Origin of the sequence: Paenibacillus sp. FSL H7-0735 (genome assembly GCF_038008505.1) — a bacterium.
GTDB classification, from domain to species: domain Bacteria; phylum Bacillota; class Bacilli; order Paenibacillales; family Paenibacillaceae; genus Paenibacillus_AQ; species Paenibacillus_AQ odorifer.
The window spans coordinates 421306-447384 of sequence record NZ_JBBOZH010000002.1; the positions used below are offsets into that span (position 1 = coordinate 421306).

Below are 26079 nucleotides of genomic sequence, written 5' to 3' on the forward strand. Positions count from 1 at the left end.
AACTATTACAAAATAGCTTGCAGTCGCACAATCGCTTGGGCCCGATCAACCACTTCTAATTTGCTATAAAGATTGCTAATATAATTGCGCGCCGTACCTTCTGCAATATGTAATGTATCGGCGATTTCACGGTTATTCAGTCCCCGGATAATGAGCTGTGCCAGCTCTTCTTCCCGTTCTGTCAGACTGATACGATCCAGACCCGATCTTTGCCAATGTTCATAGTCCTCTGTTAACCTGTTCATCCTCGACGCCAGTTTGGCTGCTACCGGAGCTGGCAGAATAAATTGCCCGGATAACGTATCATGAATCGAAGCGATCATTTTATCTGCATCCATGTCCTTCAGCATATAACCGCTTGCTCCGTAGGCCATTCCCTCTACAATATAATCAGTCTCTATAAAAGTAGTCAGAATCAGAATGAAGATGTTCGGCCGAACCTGCTTTATTCGTTTCAAGGCGCTAAGGCCATCCATAACTGGCATTTGAATATCGAGCAGCACCAGATCAGGCTGGAGTGCCTCCACCATCTCGCAAGCCTCTTCTCCATTCTTGGCAGCACCGACCACCTCCATATCATCTTCCAGATCCAAAATGGTGCGAAGTCCTTCCCGCGTCAACAATTGATCATCGGCAATTACAATTTTTATTTTACTCATGTTCTATCCACAACCCTTCGCATGGGCAGATCAATCTCCAGTAAACAGCCTTCATCCATTTCTGAATCGATGGATAAGCTGCCTCCCAGTTGCTCAACCCGTTCCTTCATCGTCCTAAGTCCAAATCCCATCATGATTGGACTCATCCCTAGCCCACAATCCTTGAGTCTAAACTGCAAGTTCGCTCCAACAGACTCCAGACTAAAATGGAACTCGGCACTCTTTCCATGTCTGATCCCATTAGTTAAGCCCTCCTGCAAAGCATGATAGATTGCCTTTTTATAGGCTGTTGACATGGCTTCCGGCAGATCATAAATAACTGCATGAACAACAACGCCTGCATTGCGTTCTGTATCTTTAATCAACTGCCTCAGCATCACGGTTAGGTCAGAATACCTGTCCTCTTTCAGCATATGGACAGAGCCGCGGATTTCATTCAAGCTATGCCGCACAAGATCCTGGGCTTCTGCCAGACGCTGAAAGCCGCTGTCTATCTCCTTCTTCTGAAGCAGCCGCTTGCCAGCTTCAATCTGCAGAATCGTCGATGTAAGGGTATGCCCGACAATATCATGAATCTCTTGGGCAATACGATTGCGTTCCTCAAAAACAGTAGCTTCGGCCAAAGCCGCAGATGTTTCCCGCATCGAACGCTCCAGGCTGCGAGTTCTTTCTACCACTTGATCCTCCAGATTTTTTTTGAGATATTGGATTCCCGAATATAGCTTGGCATTAGCGATTGAGATTGCGCATTGTGAACCAAGCAGCTTGAGCACATCGAGTCTGCTTGGAGTAAATACACCCGGCGATAGATTATTCTCCAAATAGAGCAGGCAAACCAATTTATTCTGATTCATGATAGGGAGACATAGAACGGATTTCAGTCTATTATTCCTAACGTAAGTATTACGTGTAAATATCCCTTCACTGAGCGCATCATGTAATACAACCTGTTCTTGTGTTCTTGCCGCGTAAGCTATAATCGCTGCCGGGACCAACCCCGATTCTTCCCCAAGTGGAACAGATTCGATATGCTGGGCTTCTGAGGTCCCATAAGCTTCCACCATCCATTTGCCGTCATGATCAAAAATAACAGCCCCATATTCTGCCCCAGCATTGTGGAGCATGATTCGCATCAGCGTGGCCAATAATCGGCTCATCTCCATCTCGCCCGATAATGCTTGGGCAGACATTACCACAGAAAGGGAATCCACACGATCGAGCCCGGGCTCTCGTTTAATATGCAGCAAATGGCGATGCTGCTGCTCCAGGTCAGCCGCTTTAGCCTTTGCGCCCCATTGCAGATAAGCCTCATAGGCCTCAGTCATATAGATTCTTGCCAGATGCATTTTGCCATGACGAAGCCCAAATTTGCCATAACATTCCGCCGCCATCGCTAAATCGTGAATATGACCGTGGACCCGGGCGGTCTCAATGGATTGCTCATACAACGCTTCAGCTTGGCGGGGATCTCGCGATAGACGAGTTAACTCAGCCTTCATCAACAGATATTTATGCTGATAATTCCCCGGACAACGCATGGCAAGATTTTTCATTTTCTTCAAGCATTTACGCATTTTTGCCCGATATGTACGTTGCTCTTCAGCGTTATATTCCTCATACAACTGAGCCCAAACTAAACATTCATACATGATCTGCATGGGACTGTCTAAGCCATCTTCGCGTGATTTTATAATGGCCGCTGATTTGGCTAATGCCTCACCGGCTTCTCGGTATTCTCCAAATACATAGCCCGTCAAATACTGATAGATCCAGACCATTTCTTGTATAAAATCAAAGGTGTCCCCATGAACCGACTGTGCAAAATCAGGCTCGCTAATCTCCGCGATGGGAAAGGGATCATCTATAGAGCGATAACCTGTCAGTCGAACAAGAATGGCCGCCGCTACAATAGCCTGCTTACAGTGAAGACTGTTGTTATGGCGCAGCAAATCTCCGGAATGAGTAATTAATCGCTCATAGATATCGCCGAGAGGATGACCAAATTGCAAAAGGGAGGCACAGTTGATCAGCACATTCTGGTTGCCCTTCCATAAGTCACCTGATTCCAGTCCCACTTTACCAGCCTTCTCGGTAAATGTATGGAGCATAGCTGGATCATAATGCCGCCAGCTATCGTAGCACATGGCGAACGCGGCTAAGGTTGTCATATGCTGTTTCGGATAGGGTTCGGATAAGCTGAATGCCAGCATGGCCCATTTAAATGTTTCTTCATCATTACGGAAGTAATAGTACTGAAACATTGCATAGCCTATGAATCCAATGGAAGCCTCCGGGGTCATCCCATAATCAAGCGTTAATTCAATCATGGTGAAGGAAGAAGCGAGCCACCCTTCTCGATTGACGTAGAAACAAGCATTGCTCGAATGATCTAAAGTAGACATTGCGATTCTACGTGCTTCATCAGTCATTGGAGGTAAAAGAGTAAGCGATTCGAGTGAGACCTTCTTGAGTCTACGCCGCAATCGTAACCATTGAAGCGTCAATTGAACATAACCAGGATCAAAATGATGCTTCACTTTCAGTAACGATAAGGTATGCTGGCCTAAGGAGATCACCTCTTCGTGGTTATCATTACTTGCTTCCAACTGCACCTTCATTGCGTAGACGTAAGCCTTATCCATATTTGTCGTAGCTTTATCAATTAACAGATGGAATAATTCATTAGCCGTATCAAAATGGGAACATAAATATTCGAGCTCTGCCCTCTCACGAAATACCCGGAAGGTTAGCCCATAATGCGCCTCCCAGCTCTGCTCCTCTAATAATGACGTTGCCTGAAGCATATATTGTAAGGCTGTCTCATGTGCGGTTGTTTGCTTCGCTTTGACCCCTGCCTGTAAGTTCAGCTCTACCAGTTGAAGCCTCTGTTCAGGGCGGTCTAACCATGTAAGTGCCTGATTCAAATGCTGGACAGCTTCAAATAGGGTCGTTCCTTCACTTAGCGGGCTGCGGCCTAGCAATAACAGACCAATCTTCCAATGCAGCTCGGAACGCTCCTCTTCGGAAATAAAGGCATATGCTGCCTGATGAATGCGGTTATGCTGAAACTTATAATGCGGATATTCCTCCCCGTTAACGGGCTGCAACAAGCGCCCATGTACAGCAACCGCCAACGCTTCGCTCAATGCCTCTATCGGGGTCTCCGTAATATCAGCAAGTGTACGTAAATCAAATAGGCTGCCTATGAATGCGGCTCTGCTAAGTGCATATACCGTCTGTTCAGGAAATTGTTGCAATTTACTTGAAAGGTATGAAGCTACGTTATCGGGAACATTTAATTCAGTAATACGCTGGAGATCCCATTTCCAGCTTCGAATATTCTCATCAAATTCCACTCGCTGATCATCTATCAAATCTTGAAGGAATTGCTTAATAAATAACGGGTTTCCATCTGTCTTATGAAGCAGCACACGCGCCAGCTCGTCCAAGTCAGCTGCCTCGTAACGCATAACATCAAGTAGCAGTTGTTTTAAATCGGTGAGTTCAAGCGCTTGTAAAGAAATTCTGCTCATCGCTACGTTGCGGTCAATCAGATGCTTTTCCAGCCTACTGAGTGGGTGCAGCCTTGTAATCTCCCGATTGCGATAGGAAAGCACGATTAGCAGATGAGTCGTTGCCGTATCCTCTATAAGCGAAGTGAGATATTGCAGCGACGTATCATCAGCCCATTGCAAATTATCCAATACCAAGATCAATGGATGATCCTCATGAGGAAAGAGTTGAATAAATCGGCTCATGATTAATTGAAAGCGATGCTGAGCTTCCAGCGGTGGCAGTGAAGGCACGGAGGGTTGTGGGCCAATCAAGAGTTCAAGCTTAGGAACAAAATCGATCAGCAACTGACCGTAATTGTCCACTGCTTGTAGAATACGCAGCTTCCAAACCTCCACTTGCAGCTTTGTTTCCATCAGCAGCTGACTAACCAACTCTTCTATGACTTGATGCCAGATGCCATAAGGGAGCGAGGTATGTCGGGATTCGAATTTGCCTCTGGCGAAGAAACCATCCAAAGAGACTGTATTTCTAAGGGTCTCCTTTAGAAAGGTTGTTTTGCCGATACCACTCTCCCCGCTAATCCAGACCGTCTCTACGGCACCTTGTGATGCTCGTTGCAGCGCTTCCCTTAAGCTTTGTTGCTCAAGATGTCTTCCATAGAAGCGTCCTGATACCATCCACCGCTCTGGGATATCCCAGCTTCCTAGTGGAAAAGGCTCAATATGCCCGGATTCTTCTAGACGGGATAGACATTCCTCAAGATCCGATTTAATGCCTAATGCGCTGGCGTATCTCGCTTCAGGCATCTTCTCCATGCATTTACCAACAATATCAGAGACCGATAGAGGGATAGTGGGGAACTTGCGGTGCAGAGGCTCAGGTGTATCTGCAAGATGACGATATACAATATCAACAACATCATGCAGCTCAAAGGGGCGGCTGCCTGAGAGACATTCATACAGGATGATCCCAAGCGAATAAAAGTCAGAACGGTAATCCGGTTTGACTCCGGTTCGTCCCGTTTGTTCTGGAGCTATATAAGGAAGCAGAACATCGGGCCGACCGCTTAACGGTGACAAAGGACTCGTGATGTTTTCGGTAGAGCACATTCTTATATCAATAAATTTCACTTCAAAAGTAATGGGATTGACGATTAGATGAGCGGGGGTTAGTTCATTTAGTGTTATTTTTTCACGATGAATTTGCATAAGACAATCAGCAATAGCTGTAGCGATCCGAAGCAGCGCTGGAAGACCCAGTGAATTAACAGGCATACGCAGGATCTGCCCAAGAGTACTCCCCTCTATATCTTTTAAGAGAAGGACTGGTCGGTCCGCCATAATTTCCAAACTGTACGCCTCTATTGCACCACGTCCGCAAAGTCGCTTAAGCATGTCATACTCATGACGAAAAGCATCGACCATGGCAGCTCCCGGGTATTCTCCTATTGTTGTCTTAGCGATAACCCTTAGGCCGTCCTCTTGACGTAGGAGTCTGTATAATCTGATATCCGCGGTATTATCTATCAGATCTAAGGTTTGGTATCCTGGCAATTCAAACATCAACAGCACTCCCTAATTACAATTAGACAGAATACTCAATCTTGCAAAGTAGTTAAAGCCATTATAACATCTGATCTTGCCGTTCTACTCGTAAGACATTTCATATTTCGTTAATCCTATCGCGTTGGCGCACAGTGCCGCCTGTGTCCGGTCAGTAACCTGCAGCTTCGCTAAAATCTGACTGACATGCTTCTTCACCGTAAATTCACTGATAAAAAGACGTGTGGCAATCACTCTATTGCAAGCACCTTGTCCAAGCTGAATCAGGACTTCCTTCTCTTTTGGTGTCAATTCATCTGTTGGACTGCTGGCGCTCATTCGCATCTTTTCTTCCATTAGACCAGGATCGTAATATTTTCTCCCTTTGTTCACCAACTGGATAGCAAACAGTAATTCCTCCGGCAGTGCCTCTTTCAGTACATATCCGTCTACCAGCACTTCTTCAGCCCTCAAAAAATCCTCTCTGCTCGCAGAAGAAGTCAACAGTATGAATTTACTAACCATGCCGCGGGTACGTGCTATCTTAATGACATCCAGTCCTGATTCATCAGCAAGTTTAAGATCAATGAGGACAATGTCTGGATTTGTCTCTTCAATCACATCAAGTGCTTCCGGGCCAGTCGTAGCTTCACCTGCAAATTGCATATCCGATTGCATTGCAATGACAGATGCCAGCCCTCTTCTAACTAATGGATGATCATCTACAATGATGATTTTCACAGAAACACCTCTCTCTAAACCGCATACATTATTTACTTCTTTGTATAAAAAGCTTCAATTAGAGTATTCATTTAAATTTGACGCATTTCTGATTAAGTATAGTTAAAAGACTACACCGCTTATAGTGAGCGTTGTCATTTCTTTTGTCATATGACAAAATGGATATTTTTACATAAAAATCCCTCATTTAAAAACTGGCGAACCATGGTTATAGAGACCACAATCCGCCTGTTTTCTTGGGAATTTAATTATTATTAATAAAAGAAATGATTTGCACGAGATTACCTGCGACTTGGTAAGTTAACCCCAGCATGTAAGTTCCTTTCTCCTCGTTCGATAGGTCAATAGTAAACACATCCGGATTAGCAGCCCATTCCTTCATATCAAACACAATTTCTTTAGATGTTCTAGTGTTTCTTACCCCAGCGGAATTAGGGATCACTTTGCTGCCATCGAGCCCTTTCACCAGATTAGCTACTTCAACCACAGGTCCCTTAAATTCTCCTACCTCTACCACTTGTGGGTCGGCCAATAAGCTCGTTAGTTTAGTTAACCCTTGTAATGGGGAGAAATCTGTAATTTCATTTCCAGTAATATCAAGTGTCTCTAGGCTCTTTGCGTACTGCAAACCTTCCAAGGATCTGACTCTTCTGGTTTCGCTGGTTAACGTTGTAAGGCTATACATATCCCCTAGCGTTAGTTCTCCAGTTACGCCCAATGTAGTCTTGATCGAAGCACTTAAATACGGGTCCGCCACAGTAATCACTTGCGTAAGATCTATTTGGACCAAACCTTCGGTTGCTTGTTGCAACGCTGCTACAGCTTCGTCTACTTCACTTTGCGTAACAGAAGAGTTAACCAACACTGTCTCTGCTATCGAGAGGCTGGACGTAAATGCCGCGATGCTCTCAGGTGTGAAGCCTTCTAGAGAAATTGCTTTAGCCGCTGCAATCGCCTGTTCAAGATCTCTAGTGAATAAGTGATCTCCATTCGCGAAATGTAGTTTGGCTCCACCCCATGTAGCATGGTCAGATCCGTTGCCATTTCCCCCGTCTGTGACGACTAATTTCAGTTCTTTTGCTTCATTAATATCCAATTCGATGAATTTCTGCGGATCTCTCGAACCCATGACCCCACTATCGAATTTCTTCTCTCCATCGACAAACACCTCAAAGCTCACCGAACCAACAGAACCGTACATTTGTCTATCTACACCTACATAGGAAGTGAAATAGTCCACGTTTTTGTCGCTTAGATCGTATACAATCGTCGAGTTAGAGTGCGCTCCAATTCCTCTTTCATAGGACACTACCTGATTGTTCTCATCTGTTAATCTCAGCGTATTGACACTAATAGATTTATCCTTCAAAGGTGCAGTATAGCTGTTCTGAGTAGAATTCCAGTCGTAATCCGTCAGGTACGTAAAGTCCGTCATGTCTACTACGGCTATCGTTCTAATCTTCATGGTCGTATTTCCATCACTATCTGTTACTGTGTAAGTGATTGGATACTTTCCAGCCCGGTTGAAATTAACCTGCTCTAGGCCTGTGACCTTCACTTGAGCCGTCAAGTCACCGTCTTCCGAATCCATTGCCGAATAGCTTTCATTGATATCAATTGCTTGGCCCACTTTGGTTGAGACAGATTTAGGTATGGTAAACTCTGGTGTGTTGTTCAAGATCATAAACTTCGCATCAGCAAAATCACCATGATCTGAAGCATTTCCGTTACCTGCATTATCTAACACCAGCTTCAATTCACTTACACCCTTAACAGGTATCCGCGCAAGCTTGGCTTCTGTAACAAATTTCATCAGTCCGCTGTTATAAACCTCTGCCCCATCGGCAAAGATTTTGAAAATTACACTGGAGTTGCTCTGCTCAGGGATATTTCTATCAACCCCTACATACGTTTCAAAATATTCATAGTTTGCACCCGCCAGATTATACACGATTTCAGAGCTGGCATGGGTTCCTAAGCCCTTAGCAAACTCTTTGACCTCACCATTTACCAGCAGCTTAATCGGATTGTTAGAGCTAGCCTTATCTTTTCGAACCACATTATAATCCGTTTTTGCTGATTGCCAATCTATATCACTCAGGTATTTACTAGCGCTGTATACAACAATCTTTCTGGCCTGCACAGCGGAGTTCCCATCTGAGTCTGTAACTGAAAACTCGACGTTGTAAGTCCCTGTTTTGCTTGATGTGAACCCATTTGGGTTTACATCAACGGCTCCAATTAAGTTACCATCTTCCGTATCAAAAGCCGTAACATCGCTCAACACATCAAATTCGCTGTTCAGCTTAACGAAGGTTGTCTCTTCCGGCACTGTAATGATAGGTTTGCTTGAATTATTCGAGAACTTCGCATCGGCCCATACCGTATGGTCTGAAGCATTGCCATCCTTAGCATCTGTTGTAACCAGCTTCACCTCTCTTGCACCAGTCACAGGGATTTTCACAAATTGATGTTCTGTTCCTGCCCGGAAAACATCACTCTCAAATTTCTGTTCTCCATCCACATACACTGCAAAAGTAGCCGAGGAAGGTTTCCCTTTCATGGCTTGATCGATCCCAATGTAGCTTTCAAAGAAGTCGTAACCCTTACCTTCAATATCGTAAACTACCTCAGAGTTGGCATGAACACCAATCCCTTTCGCGTATGTCGCAGCCAATCCTTGGCGAACAAGGGTTATGATTCCCCCGGAAACGGCTTTATCTTTCTTTAATTCACCCCAGCCTACAACGACTGACTTGGCATTGAGATCGGAAATATAGGCGTAGTCGCTCGTTACCGTAACCTGTGTGGTTTTCGTTTCCGTAACCCCTTCGCTTTTCACTTCATATACAATTTCGTAGTTGCCTTTTTGCGTTACATCAACGTTATTGGCTTTCAGAGAGACATCTGCAGTAATATCGTTTCCTAGATAGTTAGCCGCTTTTACATAGCTCATCGGATCAAAGGTTTGATTAAGCTTTAAAGTGAGCTGATCTTCAACAGACAAAGCTGGCTTAAAGGCTTTAACCTGTACGGGCTTCAGTGGGTTCAGCTTTTTATCATAACCGACGATCTTGTACGTATAGTTGATACTCGCATCTACATTCTGATCCACAAATTGGTCAGTTCCTGTAAAACCAACTAACACATCATTTCTATACACTTCATATCCTAAAAAGTCTTGCTTAAGCTCTTTATCTATACTGAAACTTAACGTGTTCGTTCTAGCCGTGGTGTTAGGTGTGATATTAACCTTAATGGCCAGATTTTTATCCGCTATTCCAGTTCCCTCATAATTAATCACCGAGTTATTTAAATACCATAACTTTTGCGGTGCCGGATACTTGGCTACTTTCGCTTTTGTCTCAGGATTCACAGTGAAGCCATGTCTGGCAAAATAGCTGCTTAAATCTAATCCCAGTACTTCGGAGGAGAACTCCACCAAATACTGCTGCTTGGAATTGTCACCGTTGGGAAGGGTGACCTTCCGCTCCCGATATAGCTTGGTCAGCTCTGTCCAGTATCCCGGATGTGCCAGCTCCAGCTGCCAATAGGCTCCGAGTTGTGCAAATAAGCCCTGCTGATTCATTACCACTTTATTTTCTTCGAGGACATATTTATAGATATCTGATTCATACGGTATACGATTATCTATCGAATTCGCCGCGACAGACATAAACATAGACACCATATTATTAGTTACTTCGCCATATTCCCGTTCACCCATAGCCAAGCGATGCCCAATTTCGTGATTCAGTCCCCAGCCCGGATAAGCTTTGTTAAAATCACCTAACATGGTTCCTACTGTTCCAAGTTGGATCCCTGTATGATCTCCCGCTGCATACATCGCACCATAAGGCTGCATCAATCGAATATTCTCACGAATTAGCTTGGCATCATGAATCTCACTACTGCCATCCAAGCCATAGAAGGTAAAAATGCTTTTCATCCAGGTGTCATACCCAGTTACGGTATCCAGCGGGTTATTTCCTTGCGTAATAAATTTGTTGTACGCTTCAGTCGCAGTTCCTGTAAAAATAACATGATCGCTGGCCATTTCTACCACATCGATAAGTTTGCGATCTTGAACATTTGGATGAACCGCTTTATCTTCGTCTAATCTTTGTTTGTATGTGGTTAAGAAGGTTCTGAATTGTTCTGGATCCGTGGTCTTGGTCATAAAAGGAATCTTTTCTAAACCTTCGAAGCGGATCAGTGGCGCCTTCCCTTGCTCCTCAGCTGTATAGGGATTTACGATATAAACGGTGCCGCCCTTAGTTACATCATGAGCATAAGCACTAGTCGTTGTAATTTCAGGTACAGTTATAGTGTTCTTGCCCGCACGCAATTGTACGCCCCTAGCCCAACTATTCCAAGCTCCCTCTTGTTGAGAAAAGATCAAAGAAGGCAACTTATCACCCGAAGCAGCATCCACATAAACATTGATGGTCTCGCCAGGCATTGCCGCAAGTCCTGTAGGCTGGTTGTTCGTGCCGAAGCCTATTCTCAGGTTTTGCTGAGCATGTTTTTTCATATCTCCACGCTGCTCGGCCTCAATGATGGTGCCTTCGGTTTGAACTTCACCATTCACTAGCTTCTTAGCTAAATCCAAAGAATCTTTCAGGATTGGATAGAGCGGATGTACTTTTGCCGCTTCTTCTAATTCGTTGATTGCTTCGACGCTATTATAAGCAGGCACAACCGCACTCATCGTTCCATCTGTGAAAATACCATTTACAGCTTCGCTTACTTTATCTTCTGTATAAAATCTAAATTCAGCCGCAAAAGGTCTGTTAATATTAGCTTTTGTGAACTTAAATTTTAATCTTTTAAACTTCGTCGGCTCGAATTTAAATTCCAAAAAATCATTGGTACTAATCGCGGTTCCGCTAGATACCAGTTGGAAGGTCTCTCCTTTACTCGTCTCTGATGCATAGATTTCAAAAGCCTCTGGGAATCCTTTGCGGTTATCTCTAGCCAAAAAAGCCACTCTGTCCAGCACTTCCGCTTGCGCTAGTTCAAACACGACTTCATTCGTGAAGCTTGCATCATTGTTTTTGTTCGTTTCCCAATGCGTAGTGGGCTGGTCATCCAGCATATATTCAGGCTTCGTACCTGGGTAGCTTCCACCGTTCACCGTTACTTTTGATACGTTTGCATTTGGCATTCTATAAGCTTGGCTATAGGCATTTTCATAGGCTGTACCATACCCTTTTAGCTTCGAAACCTTGGCTGCCGTTGCGTCTACCTGATGGTTCTCCAAAAGGATCTTTGCATTCTCTATCTCTTCTTTAAACTGCGTATACAGTGGATGTGCCTGCACTTCATTCTCTAAAGCTGTTAATTTCTCTGTCGTATTAAAGGCAGCACTAACTTGGCTCAAGGTATCATCTGTAAATAAATTTTTCATTTTAGCAGAGACACTATCCTCTTTATAAAAAGAAAACTCAGCCGCACTCGCCCAATCTTGGTTGGCTTTTTTGAAGACAAATTTAAATCTCTTAAAAGCCGTAGGTGCGAACTGAATCTCCACTACATCACCGGTTGAGCCTTTATATTCTCCAGAAGACACGAGTGTGAAATCGCCCGCATCTGTAGTGGAGCCATAGATATCAAATTCTTGAGCAAAACCTTTACCTTTAGCACCAGATTGCCTAGCGGCGTAGACCATTCTATTTAATTCAGTGGACTCATTGAAAACAAACACAACCTCATTCGTAAACGTTGAACTATTCGGTTTGCCAGTCTCCCAATGCGTGCTCATATCCCCATCCATAGCCTTAGCTATAGGCGAGCCTGAGTAGTTGCCACCGTTATTTGTGATGGATTTAATATTTGCTGGATTCATTCTAAAAACCTCATTATAGGCATTTAGAGCATCCTTGCCGTACAGCTCAAACGGAATAACCGAAGCGTTGCTTAATAAGTTGACCTTACTTTGCGCGACTGTTTTTGTTACATTTACCTTGCTTGCCTCACTTGCTAAAGCATAACCTGCCTCACTCGAAAAACTGGCTAACATGGCCGCCGATGTAGCGATCGCAATCATTTTCTTCATCTCTTCTTACCCCCAGATGTCATATAAATCTCTCCAGTGCCCAAAAATGGGCACAAAAAAAACTACCCCAAAAGAGTAGCTTGATTGCGTATAAAGTCGCCTAAAAATTAAGACTTAATTTTTATTAAACCTTAACAAGCATAAACGTCTTCGGCGTCCTTATAAGGACGGTAAGCGTTTAAGCGAGAAATATAAGATATTAAGTATAGGTGTATAACTTATACTTTCTTATATTTTAACAAAAAGCGTTACACACTCTTTGGCAGCTGGCTGACAATAGTTATGATAACCTTAGTCCCTATAGCTTTGCGTCCCTACATTTCCATAGGTTTGCCTATGAAGTTTCGAATACATTCAAAGAGTAACATAAGCCTAGATCTGATCGCATGATTAATTGGTATGAAATGAGTATAGGTAATTGCAATTAGTTTTTCTCATGTGATAGATATTATTTATCGACTATCCCGGAAGAGAATGGGATCCTTTAGGACTGGAGGTCTAATTAACTCCCCGATCCGAACAAACGCCGGAACCAATTCCACACATCGCCCGTGATGGGAATTAATCCGAAACCATGTTCGCCAACTGCGATTACACCATATGCCCATTGTCCGATAGCTATGGCACCCCCAGCGATCCTGCCTATCGCTATCGCACCAAACGCCGTATCCCCTATGGCGATGGCCCCCAACGCTTTTTCCGCGATTGCGATCGCTCCTACAGCCACTCCTGCAATCGCAATCGCTCCCACTGCGAAGCCAAGCCAGCTAAGTGCTATTGCTCCAATCGCTAACCACATTCCCAGTGATATTGCTCCTAAGGAAAGTACGCCCACGCTTATCGCACCTATGGAAATCAATCCGACAGCTACATCTCCAATAGCGATTAAACCAACAGCTGTCTTTACACGGGGTTTACTTCCATGACCATACTTTTGACCTGAGTATCGCCCTAAATTACTACGAATACTGATGACCGGAAATGAGGGAGAAGGCCATTGATAATCAATTTCTCGTCCATCAAAGCCCCTAGAATCCGCCCAGCGCGTTACAAATTGATGCCATTTCATATCCATCCCGTCCCCCTTTTCAAATTACCTAAATTATACAACCCCGAGGGTTGGCTGTACTCAGACTCTGACCTGAAATTCATCTCATCCTCTGGACCGATATATACTCATTAGGATTACTGTTTGGGAATAGGATCAGGCTTTCCAAATAAATATCCCTGAAACAACTGATAACCACTCTGCTTAAGCCATTCAAAGTCCTCTCTAAACTCCACACCTTCTGCTAAAGGAACAGATTGGATTTCTAAAGCCTTTTCTAAAAATTGTTTAGCTATTTTCTGTTTGTTCGGATCACTGGACACGCCTTGAACATATTTCATATCTAACTTCATGTAATGAGGTTTAAGCTCCAATAACATCTCGATCGTGCTGAAGCCCTCACCAACATCATCTAAAGCGTATTCAAATCCCCGATCCTTGTAATATGTCAAAATAGCTTTCAAATGAGCGAGATCATCCACTTTCTCCGTCTCAACAACTTCAAAGACAAAAAGAGAGGGGTCGACGCCTAATTGATTGGCCAGTTCAACGGTTGATCTTAAGCAGAACTCTGGAGCGTAAATTGATGTAGGGATAAAATTAATAAACGTTTTTTTATTTAAGGGTGCAGCATATTTTACAGCCGTCATTCTACATAACCTGTCTAAAGCATATAAACGCCCACGATTCCGTGCCGCCGCAAAAATCTCATTAGGATAGATAAGGGATCCGTCTTCTTTTTTAAATCTGGATAGGAGCTCGTATGCAAAAATCTCTTCCCTTACGTTCACAATCGGTTGGAAGTAGCAAGTAACAAGACCCTTAGTGATAACCTCATCAATCCACTCCATATCAAGTACATTGGGTAATTCGGATAGAGGTCTCCATGTTTGGTCATCTATACGAAATTCAATTTTCCCGGACTCCATATGATCGTTACAGAAATCCAGAAGATCTCGCGCTTCAGCTTCCTTAATCGTAATCACATTTTCTTCTACCTTATGTATCGTATTCCTTCTACTCAAGTGATGAATAACCTCAGGTAAAACCCTAAGATTAAGCTCACCATGAGCCTTGATTTGAAAATTCAGCTCTCTTACTACACAATGATTACAAGCCATATTCATAACCCCTTTAATAATGGATTCTTTGAAAAAGATCCCGGAACGGCTCTTCTCAATCGAAATCCGTATACTCCAGTAAATATGTCGCGTCTAACACGGTGATCTGCTGATGTTGAATCTCAATAATCTTTTGCTCTTGCAGATCTTTAAGCACAAGGGTAGCCGTCTCCCTTAACGTTCCGATCATATCCGCGAACTGCTGATGGGTCAATCGAAGATCAATCCGCTGTTTGCCTTGCTCCTCTACTCCAAATCTTTGGTATAGTCTTCTCAGCGTAAATATCGCACGCGCTCTCGCATCATGAAATTTCATTTCATGTAATAACCGATTCGATAAAAATAAACGGTCCATTTGCAGCAGCATCAATTGCTCCTTAATCAACGGGTAATCGGCAAGCATCTGCTTAAAAAGCTCATGTTTAATCTCAAATAATACAGTATCATTCATAGCCACCGCAGACAGCACTCTTATATTGGAGGGATGGATCACTTCCAGATCGCCAAAGAAATCGCCTTTTCCAAAAAGATCTACGGTATGCTCTTTCCCTTTCGTAGTAGCGTACACCCTTATAATCCCCGAATAGATAATGTAGGCATAATCCCCCGGATCTGATTCTGCAAACACCAGGGTCCCCTTAGAATATGCCTTATAAGTGAATAATCCTGAGACCGCCTCGATCTTCTCCGAGGGTAAACCTTGAAAAAAGCGAGTGCCAGTCCAAAAAGAAGCTTCCATCTCATTATTCCTTTCTAACACATTCCATAGTTTTGTATGCCAACATACTGATAATAAATCATCATCCTGTTATATTCTATCGTAACGTTGTCACATAGGCTTGATGCCAATACAAATTACAAAGGAGATCCATTCATGAAATATAATTTTGACGGAAAAGGACTTATTGAAACGCCAGATGTCGTGTTTGAGAGCAATCCGCTACTAGAACTGAGCATGTACAACAATCATATTAAAGAGATTCCCGATCAGCTCTTCCTTCATGACGAATTAGAGGCACTTAATTATGCGGGCAATGAAATCGAACAGTTATCCGAGAACATCGGTCGCTTAGTTCACCTAAGAATGCTGGATTTAGGCCATAATCGGCTGAAGGTGTTGCCGGAGAGCATTGGCGGATTGCAGGGGTTGGATTCTTTTCTATACCTAAGCAATAATCAGTTCGAACAGCTGCCGGAGCAGCTCTGTATTCTCCAGAAACTTAAGTATCTGAACGTAACAGATAATCATCTCAAGCAATTGCCTGCCCGTATAGGCGAAATGAGCAGTCTGATTGAATTGCGGCTTTATTATAATCAGCTAGAATGTTTACCTGATTCGATCACACAAATAAAAGGGCTAAGAGAGATCCATCTCTATGGTAATCAACTGGTCATGTTACCAGAACATTTGGGTGCTATAGAAGAACTTCGGATACTTGATTTAAGTGATAATCGAATCACTAAGCTGCCTTCATCTATCGGTAATTTAAGCAAGTTAAGAAGACTGAACCTTAGAAAAAATAAACTTAATCAGCTTCCTGAGGAAATAGGTCAATTAAGCAGCCTTGTTGAGCTTGATTTAAGAGATAATCATCTGCAAGAAATCCCGGATTCGATTCTACAACTTGGACGATTAGAGAAACTGGATTTAAGATGGAATCACAGCTTAAGAAGAAAAGAATTATTAGAGCAATTAGAGCAAAGAGGATGTATCGTTTATAAATAACAAAAAAGCCTCCGATTAAAGAAGCTTTTCACTCAAATCCATAATATGCGTAACGCGATTTCTCCCCTGTTCTTTCGAAGCGTAAAGCGCATGGTCAGCTTTTTCCAGAAGAGTGATGTCTGTATCGGTTGCTTCAAAAGTAGCTATGCCGACGCTTACCGTAACCCTGCCAATCTCCCAAGTGGAGCTGGCAATGAATTGCCGCAAATTGTCCGCTATAGCCTTGGCATCCGATGAATCTATATTAGGCAGCAGAAGGATAAACTCCTCACCACCATACCTAGCTACGATATCTTCTTTACGAGATTGGGATTTCAGGATACTCGCCAATTTCTCCAGGACATAATCACCCATCTGATGACCGTAGGTATCATTCACATTTTTAAAGTGATCAATATCTAAAATACATAATGAAAAAGGCGCCTGATCACGGTGATACGCTGCAATCTGCTCTTCCAGCTTTTCTTGCAGGAACCTTCTATTCTTTAATCCAGTAAGCTTGTCTGTAGTAGATAGCTCTACTAAAACGGCATTCATCTCCAGCAATTCAGCTTGCTTTTGCTCGATTTCCAGGTGGATTTGTTTGAGCTTTGCCAGCGCCTGATCTTTTTCCCAATAGGCCTCTTCTATTTGCTTCTTCGCAGATCGTAACTCTAGCTCATAATCAATACGTTTGCCCATCTGTACGAGAATACAATCAATGACCTCTACACCTTCACACTCGAGGCGTCTACCATTTAACAAGTAAGGGACGGCTTGTCCCTTGCTGTCCTTCAAATTGATAAATAGCTCTTCTACATGTCCATTCAGATTGATAAAAGGATAGAAGTATGAATGAAAAATAAGCTTGTTGGCCGTAGACATGATAGATTCAAAATGTTTATTTACCAAATCAACCTGCTGATATCCCATCCTATCCAAAAAGGTTTGATTCACATCGAGGATCATTCCTTCATGGGTAATGGAAACATATCCGCATGGCGCATATTTTAAACGGTCATCCATTGTCTAAATATCCTTTCAACACCATAATCTTCTCCATCTCACCCAAGGTACTCATTAATCAAAGTAATGGTCTCCTGGGGATGGCTAATATGTGGATAATGGCCCTTGGCCTCCATTATCCGGAACGTACTGTTATTTAAGTGTCTATGTAAATATTCTCCTACTTCTATAGGAACGATACTATCATCCGAGCATTGCAATATGAGTGTAGGCACTGTCGCTTTAGGCAGATCTTCTCTATGATCCGAAAAAAATGTAACTTCCGCAAATTCTCTAGCGATAATAGGGTCGGCCGAAATAAAACTTCGTTCCAGCTGTTTAGTCAACATTGGGTCAGGGTTATTCATCGCAAGTGGAGCCATAAAGCTAGCCCAGCCCGCGAAATTCATCTCCATCATATCCAGAAGCTCAGTAATATCACTTTTCTCAAAGCCCCCGAAATAGGCATCTCCCTCATTTAAATAACGTGGGGAAGGTCCAATCATTATCATTTTATCAAAATAATCCGGCCGCTCGATTGAAGCAAGCAAACCGATCATAGAGCTAATAGAATGGCCTATAAAAATAATATCCTTGAGTTCAAATGTTTCGATGACATCTAGTACATCCTGTACATAACCATGGAGAGTATGATATTTATCCGATGTATATGCGCTTAAATCTGAATGGCCTGAGCCTACATAATCAAATAGAACGATTCGATACTTTTCCTCAAATGATGGCGTGATAAACTGCCACATGCTTTGATCACACCCAAATCCATGCGCAAAAAGGATAGTTTTTTCTCCTGCTCCAATGACTTTTACATGATTCCGCACCATAACATCGTTCATTTCATATAACTCCTCTATAGTTAGCATTCTCTCTATTTTGCAGGGTTCCCCTGGAAATATCAAGCGTATAAAAAACTCCGCTAGATTAATCTCTAGCGGAGTTTTATGTAGCCTCCCGTTTGGGTCATCATTTAGCAAAATGGTAGCGTGCTGGGGTACCTCTGCGTTTAATCCGATCACATTTGTCCGAAAAAATGGGTTAGCGGACCGAGCAGACCTTAAATGCGCCATTATTCCACATTTGGATTACTAACGGACTCCACTGCAGCTATTGGCGCGAAAACACCAAATATGGGCCGTTTTATATGAAATAGCGTCTCTGAAGTCCGAATACCTTCTCAAAAGGCTGAAATTTTGCAAATAACGTCATCTGGGTCCTTAAAACTCCGGGGATAAACTGTTGAGGCAGAGGTAGACAACCAACATTTAGAATGCAGAAGTCCAACCGGCATCAGCAGCGATGATAGCGCCGTTTACAAAACTGGAATCATCCGAAGCCAGGAATAACGCAACTTGTGCGATTTCTTCAGGTGTACCTACACGAGGGATCACAGCCTGTGTTAATTGTGTACGGCTCACGCCGAATTCATTTATATTTTTCATTGAAGCACTGATGTTAGTAGCAGTAGCTCCTGGTGCGATAGCATTACAACGAATCCCTTTGTTGGCATACATAAAAGCTGTATTTTTCGTCAAGCCTACTACAGCATGTTTAGAGGCAGTATAAGTTGCTCCCGCATGGGCACCACTTACGCCACCTGTAGAAGCGGTATTAACGATAACCCCTTTCCCTTTTTCCAGAAAAATAGGCAGTGCTTTACGAGTGGACCGCATTACACTTTTGGTATTGATATCAAAGATAAGATCCCATTTCTCGTCGCTAATGTCGCCAACTGGCTCAAACCCATCCATAATACCGGCGTTATTCACAAGAATATCTAGTGTTCCGTATTCTTTTACTGCGGTATCAATCATGCTATCGATATCTTCAACTAGGGCAACATTTACTTTCAATGCCTTAGCTACTCCACCATTACTGTTGATCCCTGCGGCTACTTGTTCTGCACCTTCGAGATTAAGATCGGCTACAATCACTTTCGCCCCTTCTTTAGCGTACAACTCTGCGATAGATTTCCCCATACCCGATGCCGCCCCGGTAACCACTGCAACTCTGTCTTGAAGTTTCATGTTGGAAGTCTCCTTTACGTTTATCTATAATGTAAATATCAATATATAAAATCTCTTTAACACTTAAAATTTATACTACTCAAGTTTAATCCTCTAAAATTTAAGTATCAATATACAAATGAGACACCAAATGTTCATAAATATATATAACGCAGGATTCTGTTCAAATAGGATTAGAAAATAGACAGTTAGGTGGTCTTCTGTTGCTTAAAAATAATCGGAGAACTAGCAAATCGCGTAAAGAGCTTAAAAACGCATTGATATTACTCATGGAAAAAAAGAATTTCCGCACCATTACGATAACCGATATCGTTACCCTTGCCGACTTAAACCGCGGAACCTTCTATAAACATTATCAAACCAAAGAAGAACTTCTGAATGAGCTAATTGATGATGTGTTGGAGGATTTAATTAAAGCTTATAAAGAACCCTATCTTCATACCGATAAATTTATAGTTAGTGAGCTGACCACCTCGAGCATCAAGATTTTTGAGCATGTGGTCTCTTACTCTAATTTTTATACCATCATTATAAATTCCAATGTTCTGCCAGGGTTCCAAAATAGGATTTGCGACCTCTTAAAGGAGCTCACCAAGCGGGACTTAGTCGCAGTTAATAACAATAATACGAATGTAAATATCGAATTGTTTTCCAGTTATACCGCCTATGCTCTATTTGGATTAATCATAGAGTGGGTAAAAGGCGGATTTAAATATACAGCTAACCATATGGCAGAGCAGCTGATTGAAATTCTGTCTTTTAATTCACACAATGTGATCATCAACACTTCCAATCAACCGATTAAACAGAATTCCATCCCTGTTAACGATAACTAATTTATCTCAAACTAAAAAAGCCACTCCAAAATAATGCTGGAGTGGCTTTTGATATGCAATTTATAACCTAAGGTCTTCTGTTCCCACCACCACCGCCACCTGGACCTTGATTAGTGTTTGCGGTTGTTACTCCGGATTCATTGAGCCAAGTTACGCTGCTTGTAATTTCGAACGCTACTACTTTTGTTCCTCCTGTGTATTCACCATCCGTATACAGTCTGTTCGCTTCACTACCAGTCGAGGTACCTCCCGAGTAGAGGGTGTAAGAACCGCCGTCCTTCAGATCCGGTGAACTAATCACCACCGTTTGATAGCTCTTCGAAGGAGCAAAGGTCAGGATCGTGTTGCCTTCGCTGTCCTCCAGATGAACCAATGTTCCAGCCTCCTGGGCCTGAGGGAAGGTCATGCTGACTGCATGTTGGCTAGAGGTGTCAGACGGTGCTTGTGCCATGCCCGAACTTCCCGCAGCCACCAAAGTTCCTCCACTCTGTTCAAAGCTACCGTCGAAATCAAGTGCACCGTTACCGCTATTGGTAGGTCCATTAACAATAACCGTGCCACCCGACATTGTGATGGAGCCGTTCGAATCCAGCCCGTCACCTGAAGCATCGACCGTTAGTGTTCCTCCACTAATCGTTAGCATATTGCTAGCAGAATCGCTGAATTGATCCTGCTCCTGAGGGCCGCCGCCTACAGTCGCCTCATCGTTACCTCCTGCTACATTCACTCCATCATCAGAAGCAACCACATGAGCTTCGCCACCGGAAATCTCGATGTTTGCTCCTTCAATCCCTTCGTAGCTCTTCGTAATATCAATTTTGCCACCGGATATCGCCACCAAGGCATCCGCATGGATTCCATCGTCGCCAGTTTTGATGTTGAATTCTCCATCAGCTATAGCAATGTTACTGTTGCTGTGCACTGCATCATCAGCAGAATCGATGGTAAAGGTTCCGTTGTTTACGCTAATATCTCCTCCAGCCTTCAAGCCTTTAGTACTTGGTGTTTCCGATTCTGTAGTTGTTGCCGTTGTTGTCATTGTTGATGCTTCCGTTGTTGGTATCTCTGGTTTTGTTTCTGGCATTGTCTCTGGTTTGGTTTCAGGTATTGAGGTTCCTGTTGTTCCTGGTGCTTGATCCCCTGTTCCCTGACCTCGGCCACCTCTCATGCCCATACCTTGCCCTTGATCACCTGTTTTCACTTCACCCTTCTCGTTGCCCCCACCCGTAACTAAGGTGTATGTTCCGCCATCTATGACAAGTGAAGTCTCAGCTTGAATTCCATCATTACCAGCCGTAATATCAAATGTTCCTGCTGAAATTGCTATGAAGCCTTTGTCCGTTTCAGTATCGTTGGTTGATTTCATACCATCGCCTTCTGCCGTTATGATGACATTTCCGTCTTGTACAGCGACAAGATCTTTACCTACAATCCCGTCATCGGCAGCCTTAATTTCAATAGTGCCACCCATAATTTTCAGATCGTCCTTGCTCGTAATTCCGTCATTATAGTTAGCGGAAACAGACAGCTTCCCGGTACCATTAATCGTTAAATCCGCTTTACTGAAGATAGCCGCACTCGGTTCATCTGTAGTTTCATCGGCATACACATAAGTTGCTCCATCAGATACGGAGTTCTCCGTCCCGTCTTCCAAGGTAATGATTACTTTGCCCGCTTCTTTAATATCAATTGCAGCACTATCGCTGTTCGTGATGTTCACACCGTTCAGTACCAAGTGCACACTACCTTCATCCTGATTATTAACTACAATCTGTCCATCACTCAGCTTACCAGACAGCACATAAGTTCCTGCTGCAGTAATTGTCACTGAGCCATCCTTAGACTCAGCCCCGGTGCCGTCAACAAGCGCACTTGTTCCAGCCAAAGCAATTTCCGTCGATTGGTCAGCCGTCCAAGTTGTATTAGAATCCTCTTCATCGAACGTCACCAGATCGGACAATTTGGCGCTTGCCAGTTGTACTCCCGTGGCAGCCCCGTTCTGAGTTATCGTTGTTCCCGAGGCTGCTGCTGTACCCGCCGCTTCAGACTGTGTTGTTGTGGAATTGGTGCTGCAAGCCGACATAAGTAATGCACACAATAGCAAGATTCCTACTTTACTTCCGGTTATATATTTATCCATTTTTCATCCATCCTTTCGTTATCTTAATAGTCATTAGCAGTTGGAGTCATGGTCAGCGAGAGGTCTAAATTACCGTTCCGGGTACGAATCGCATCCAAAAATTCCTTCTGGTTCACAGCCTCACCCAGCGTTACAGCGTAGACCAGCTCATATAAACTGCCAAGCTCAGTTGTTCTAATCTTTTTAAGCTCGTACCCAACATTATATTTATTGAATACTTCAGCGAAGGCTTCCTCATATCCCAGACTCTCCGGGATGGTTACCTTTAATGTTTTTTGCGACGTTGTTCTTACGCCAAAGTTAGTCCGGTTAAGGATAAACATAAGGGCACATAGGATAAGGGTGAACAAAACTGCATATCCAAAGGAACCCACTCCGCAGGCAAGTCCAGAAGCCATGGTGAACAAAACAAATGTGATATCCTTCGGATCGCCCGGCGCACTTCTAAAGCGAATGATGGAGAACGCCCCGGCAAGACTGAAAGCTCTGGCAACATTACTGCCGATAAGCAAAATGATGATTGCCACAATTACGGGCAGCAGTACCATCGTCAGTGTGAAGCTTTGCGAATAGCCGCTGGCATTCGTCTTCATATAGGTGTAGCTAATGATCCCGCCAAGAGCAATAGCTATAAAAATAGTTAGCAGTGCGTTGGTAAACGTTAACTCTGTACTAGTTGCTACGGTAAATAATGAATCAAGCATAGAGGGCACTCTCCCGTTCTGTTTTACTGTTCTTCAGCATTTTTTTATATTCGTTGCCGTACTTGGAGAAGCTTGTACGGTACATTTGATGCTCTGAGAGCATTTTGGCCAGCCAGACCGGAATCGTGTTCTCAGCCTTTACTTCCATAAGCCACTGCCCCGGCTCCAGCAAGGGTTCGCCATGAACACCGTGCTCCATCTTCAGATCGTACCGGCGGCTGCGAATATTTGTATCGAATGTAATTCTTAGATCGCGATTGTTTTTACAGAACAACGCTTTTCGGTCATAAGACAGATACACCTTGGGCTGCAAATCATAGCGTGTCAGAAAATATTTGATCTCTTCAATCACCTGTTTATTCATGTAATCCTTGAATTCCGGTTCCATGCCGGTGGCGACAAAATCATAAGCCTCGTATAATTTGAGCGACGTTCTTCTTTTATTAACAAGACCAAATACCTTCTTCTTGATTTCCAGATACACCTTCGTATCTTGATTTGGAACACCGTAAGCTCTTAAACGAAGCTTCTCTTTGTACTTGGGCTTCGCAAGACTGTTACGAATCAGGGTATTGTGCTCCGTGTCATAATATAAGTTGGTTATGGAGTAAAACTCATGTTGCTTGTTGAAATCGTCTAGTTCCATGTATTCAAGCAATTGGTTATAAAATTTATAGTAGGCTTCGTTGTCCAACAAATATTTGTTCTCATAACGGTTGAATACCTCAATCGCCATATGTGATCAATCCTTTCTGTTTATCGTTGTCTCGTGTGCTTATGAATGTATCTTAGATCCCAAACCTTTAATGAATCTTAAATGGTTTTACAAATTATTGATTATCTTTTACATTCCCTTAACACAGGTGTACATCGTAACTGCGGTGTATGTTGGACTTCCGGCCGCTGTTGTCTCTCTTCATTAAGGTTCAATAAAGGTAATACTGATATAATGACCTCAATAACAAATACTGGTTCTATGTAGGGGATGGCAAAACCATGAGAATATTAATAGTAGAAGACGAGCTTCATCTCGCTGAAGCCTTAACTCAAATATTAAAAAAACATAATTATTCGGTGGATGCAGTCCATGACGGCAGGTCGGGTCTGGATTATGCACTGAGTGGAATCTATGATTTGCTGCTGCTCGACATTATGCTGCCTGAGATGGATGGGGTTAGCGTCCTCAAGATGCTGCGAAAAAAGGGGATACCCACTCCCGTTATCCTGCTTACTGCAAAGGGTGAGATTACAGATATGGTCACTGGGCTGGACTATGGGGCTGACGATTATATCGCCAAACCTTTTTCCTCAGAGATCTTATTGGCAAGAATAAGGGCTGTACTAAGACGTAAAGGCGAGGTGATACCGGATGATGCTTTAAAGTTCGGGGATATTGAACTGAATACATCCAATCTGAAGCTTACCGTGGGTGGCAAAGAGGTCAAGCTCAATCTAAAGGAATGTGAACTATTGGAGCTTCTTATCTTGAGGAAACAAGCCGTAACCTCCAAAGAACAAATTATTGAGAAGCTGTGGGGCTTCGATTCTGATGCTGAGCACAATAATGTAGAGGTGTATATTTCTTTTTTGAGAAAAAAACTGACCTTCTTAAATTCGACCGTACGTATTAGTACGATCAGAAACGTAGGGTATGTATTAGAGGTGACGACCTAATGTTCACGAAGCTCAGAAATCGGTTTCTTATTGTTAACTTAGTCACTATCTCGGTGATCATGCTGGTGGCCTTCATCTCGATTTATGTAATTACGTACCAAGATGTCCAAAACAATATTCAGATGGATCTTCACAGAATCATGGAAAACTACAAGTCTCCCGGTGGTGATACAGGACGAATGGGCTCAACTAAGGGAAGTTCCCAGTTACCCCATGCTGATAATAAACGTATGGATAACGGGACTCCACCTCCTGAACGGTCAGTCTCATTTATGCTGAAGATAGATACAGCGTCGAACCTCATAGGGAAAGATTCCAAATTTACTATGGACGATGAATTTTATAATACGGCTCTGCAAGAAGCGCTAAGTGCCGGTAAAGATACCGGAAGGTTCACCTTGGATAGCAGCAAATGGATCTTCAACATCCAGCATACGAGTGATGGGGCGATGCTTGTATTTCTGGACATCACTGCAGAGCAAAAAATCCTCACCAATCTAATCTATACCTTCTCTGTAGTTGGCTCAGTGATGCTGATTATCTTGTACTTCGCTAGCCGCTTTTTTGCTAATCGTTCAATTGCGCCGGTAAAGGAGGCTTTTGAGAAACAGAAACAATTTATTGCGGATGCTTCCCATGAGTTGAAGACGCCGTTGACCATTATTAACACCAATGCGGATGTTCTCCTGTCCAACAGTGATGACACCATTCACAATCAGTCCAAGTGGCTGCACTATATCAAATCGGAAACAGAGAGAATGACCAGCCTGACCAATGATCTGCTGTACCTGACCGAGATGGACGATTCCAGATCGAGAATGATTTATTCGAAATTCAATCTGAGCGACGTGGTTGAAAATATCATTTTAACGATGGAAGCTGTAATCTTTGAGAAGCATATTTCCCTTGAATATGACATCGAGCCTGATCTGACAGTGCTAGGCAATAGTGAACAGATCAAACAAGTGATTATGATCCTCTTGGACAATGCTGTAAAATATTCGAACCCTAAAGGCTCAGTCACCTTATCCCTTAAAAAACAACATAATGACATGGTGTTAGCGGTCACCAATACGGGGGAGGGCATTGCACCGGAGCACTTAGCGAGCATCTTTGACCGATTCTACCGTACAAATGCCTCCCGGGCGCGTAAACAAGGGGGATATGGCCTAGGACTGGCGATTGCCAAATCCATTGTTGAACAGCATAAAGGAAAAATTTATGCCAAAAGTTTCGTCGGCGAGTCCACCACGTTTTACGTACATCTTTCATAACTACAAATAAAAAAG

Annotated in this window: 17 protein-coding genes and 1 riboswitch; of the genes, 4 read left to right on the forward strand and 13 right to left on the reverse strand. The window is 43.2% G+C overall.

The features are described from left to right. Window positions 1–5 precede the first annotated feature (5 nt). The 7 genes from NSS82_RS29505 to NSS82_RS29535 form a co-directional block, all read right to left on the reverse strand. Window positions 6–659, reverse strand: a complete 654-nt coding sequence (locus tag NSS82_RS29505) for a response regulator (RefSeq protein WP_076105100.1) — start codon at window positions 657–659, stop codon at window positions 6–8. Next, entirely contained in the window at window positions 656–5737 is a 5082-nt protein-coding gene (locus NSS82_RS29510; protein WP_076272958.1) for an AAA family ATPase, read from the reverse strand. The genes NSS82_RS29505 and NSS82_RS29510 overlap by 4 nt, the downstream gene beginning before the upstream one ends. Window positions 5738–5821: 84 nt before the next feature. Continuing rightward, window positions 5822–6457: a response regulator gene (locus NSS82_RS29515; RefSeq protein ID WP_076105102.1), complete on the reverse strand. Its 636-nt coding sequence runs from the start codon at window positions 6455–6457 to the stop codon at window positions 5822–5824. A 244-nt stretch (window positions 6458–6701) separates the two neighbouring features. Further along, on the reverse strand, window positions 6702–12515 hold the full coding sequence (locus tag NSS82_RS29520; protein WP_076272959.1) for an NPCBM/NEW2 domain-containing protein: 5814 nt from the start codon (window positions 12513–12515) through the stop codon (window positions 6702–6704). Between the two features lie 258 nt (window positions 12516–12773). Continuing rightward, a riboswitch (cyclic di-GMP riboswitch) is annotated at window positions 12774–12860 on the reverse strand. A 157-nt stretch (window positions 12861–13017) separates the two neighbouring features. Then, window positions 13018–13584 carry a hypothetical protein gene (locus tag NSS82_RS29525; protein ID WP_036682474.1) on the reverse strand — a complete coding sequence of 189 codons (567 nt, stop codon included), beginning with the start codon at window positions 13582–13584 and terminating at the stop codon, window positions 13018–13020. Between the two features lie 116 nt (window positions 13585–13700). Further along, window positions 13701–14684 carry an EAL domain-containing protein gene (locus tag NSS82_RS29530; RefSeq protein WP_076105104.1) on the reverse strand — a complete coding sequence of 328 codons (984 nt, stop codon included), beginning with the start codon at window positions 14682–14684 and terminating at the stop codon, window positions 13701–13703. A gap of 55 nt (window positions 14685–14739) precedes the next feature. Beyond that, the gene (locus tag NSS82_RS29535; protein WP_076140610.1) at window positions 14740–15423 is read right to left on the reverse strand and encodes a Crp/Fnr family transcriptional regulator; all 684 of its coding nucleotides are present in this window, start codon (window positions 15421–15423) and stop codon (window positions 14740–14742) included. A 135-nt stretch (window positions 15424–15558) separates the two neighbouring features. Between NSS82_RS29535 and NSS82_RS29540 the strand changes: the two genes are divergently transcribed. Next, window positions 15559–16410 (forward strand): leucine-rich repeat domain-containing protein, encoded by an 852-nt coding sequence (locus NSS82_RS29540; RefSeq protein WP_076105106.1) that lies wholly within the window; start codon window positions 15559–15561, stop codon window positions 16408–16410. Window positions 16411–16425: 15 nt separating this feature from the next. Here the strand turns inward: NSS82_RS29540 and NSS82_RS29545 are convergent, their stop codons facing one another. The 3 genes from NSS82_RS29545 to NSS82_RS29555 form a co-directional block, all read right to left on the reverse strand. Then, on the reverse strand, window positions 16426–17415 hold the full coding sequence (locus tag NSS82_RS29545) for a sensor domain-containing diguanylate cyclase (protein ID WP_076272960.1): 990 nt from the start codon (window positions 17413–17415) through the stop codon (window positions 16426–16428). A gap of 38 nt (window positions 17416–17453) precedes the next feature. Further along, window positions 17454–18248 (reverse strand): alpha/beta fold hydrolase, encoded by a 795-nt coding sequence (locus tag NSS82_RS29550; RefSeq protein ID WP_076272961.1) that lies wholly within the window; start codon window positions 18246–18248, stop codon window positions 17454–17456. Window positions 18249–18674: 426 nt separating this feature from the next. After that, window positions 18675–19436, reverse strand: a complete 762-nt coding sequence (locus NSS82_RS29555) for an SDR family oxidoreductase (RefSeq protein WP_076132788.1) — start codon at window positions 19434–19436, stop codon at window positions 18675–18677. A gap of 269 nt (window positions 19437–19705) precedes the next feature. Here NSS82_RS29555 and NSS82_RS29560 point away from each other — a divergent pair, with 269 nt between their 5' ends. Further along, on the forward strand, window positions 19706–20272 hold the full coding sequence (locus NSS82_RS29560; protein WP_076273008.1) for a TetR/AcrR family transcriptional regulator: 567 nt from the start codon (window positions 19706–19708) through the stop codon (window positions 20270–20272). Window positions 20273–20339: 67 nt separating this feature from the next. On the opposite strand, the gene NSS82_RS29565 is transcribed toward NSS82_RS29560, so the two are convergent. The 3 genes from NSS82_RS29565 to NSS82_RS29575 are packed head-to-tail and all read right to left on the reverse strand — an operon-like array spanning window position 20340 to window position 23852. Further along, entirely contained in the window at window positions 20340–22412 is a 2073-nt protein-coding gene (locus tag NSS82_RS29565) for a carbohydrate-binding domain-containing protein (RefSeq protein WP_076272962.1), read from the reverse strand. 23 nt (window positions 22413–22435) lie between these two features. Next, complete coding sequence (locus NSS82_RS29570) at window positions 22436–23116, reverse strand: DUF4956 domain-containing protein (protein ID WP_076132792.1); 681 nt, start codon at window positions 23114–23116, stop codon at window positions 22436–22438. Next, window positions 23109–23852 carry a polyphosphate polymerase domain-containing protein gene (locus tag NSS82_RS29575; RefSeq protein ID WP_076272963.1) on the reverse strand — a complete coding sequence of 248 codons (744 nt, stop codon included), beginning with the start codon at window positions 23850–23852 and terminating at the stop codon, window positions 23109–23111. The genes NSS82_RS29570 and NSS82_RS29575 overlap by 8 nt, the downstream gene beginning before the upstream one ends. 260 nt (window positions 23853–24112) lie before the next feature. Between NSS82_RS29575 and NSS82_RS29580 the strand changes: the two genes are divergently transcribed. Together NSS82_RS29580 and NSS82_RS29585 are read left to right on the forward strand one after the other, a co-directional pair. Continuing rightward, window positions 24113–24790, forward strand: coding sequence for a response regulator transcription factor (locus tag NSS82_RS29580; protein ID WP_076272964.1), 678 nt, complete (start codon window positions 24113–24115; stop codon window positions 24788–24790). Continuing rightward, the gene (locus NSS82_RS29585) at window positions 24790–26064 is read left to right on the forward strand and encodes a sensor histidine kinase (RefSeq protein ID WP_036682290.1); all 1275 of its coding nucleotides are present in this window, start codon (window positions 24790–24792) and stop codon (window positions 26062–26064) included. The genes NSS82_RS29580 and NSS82_RS29585 overlap by 1 nt, the downstream gene beginning before the upstream one ends. Window positions 26065–26079 lie beyond the last annotated feature (15 nt).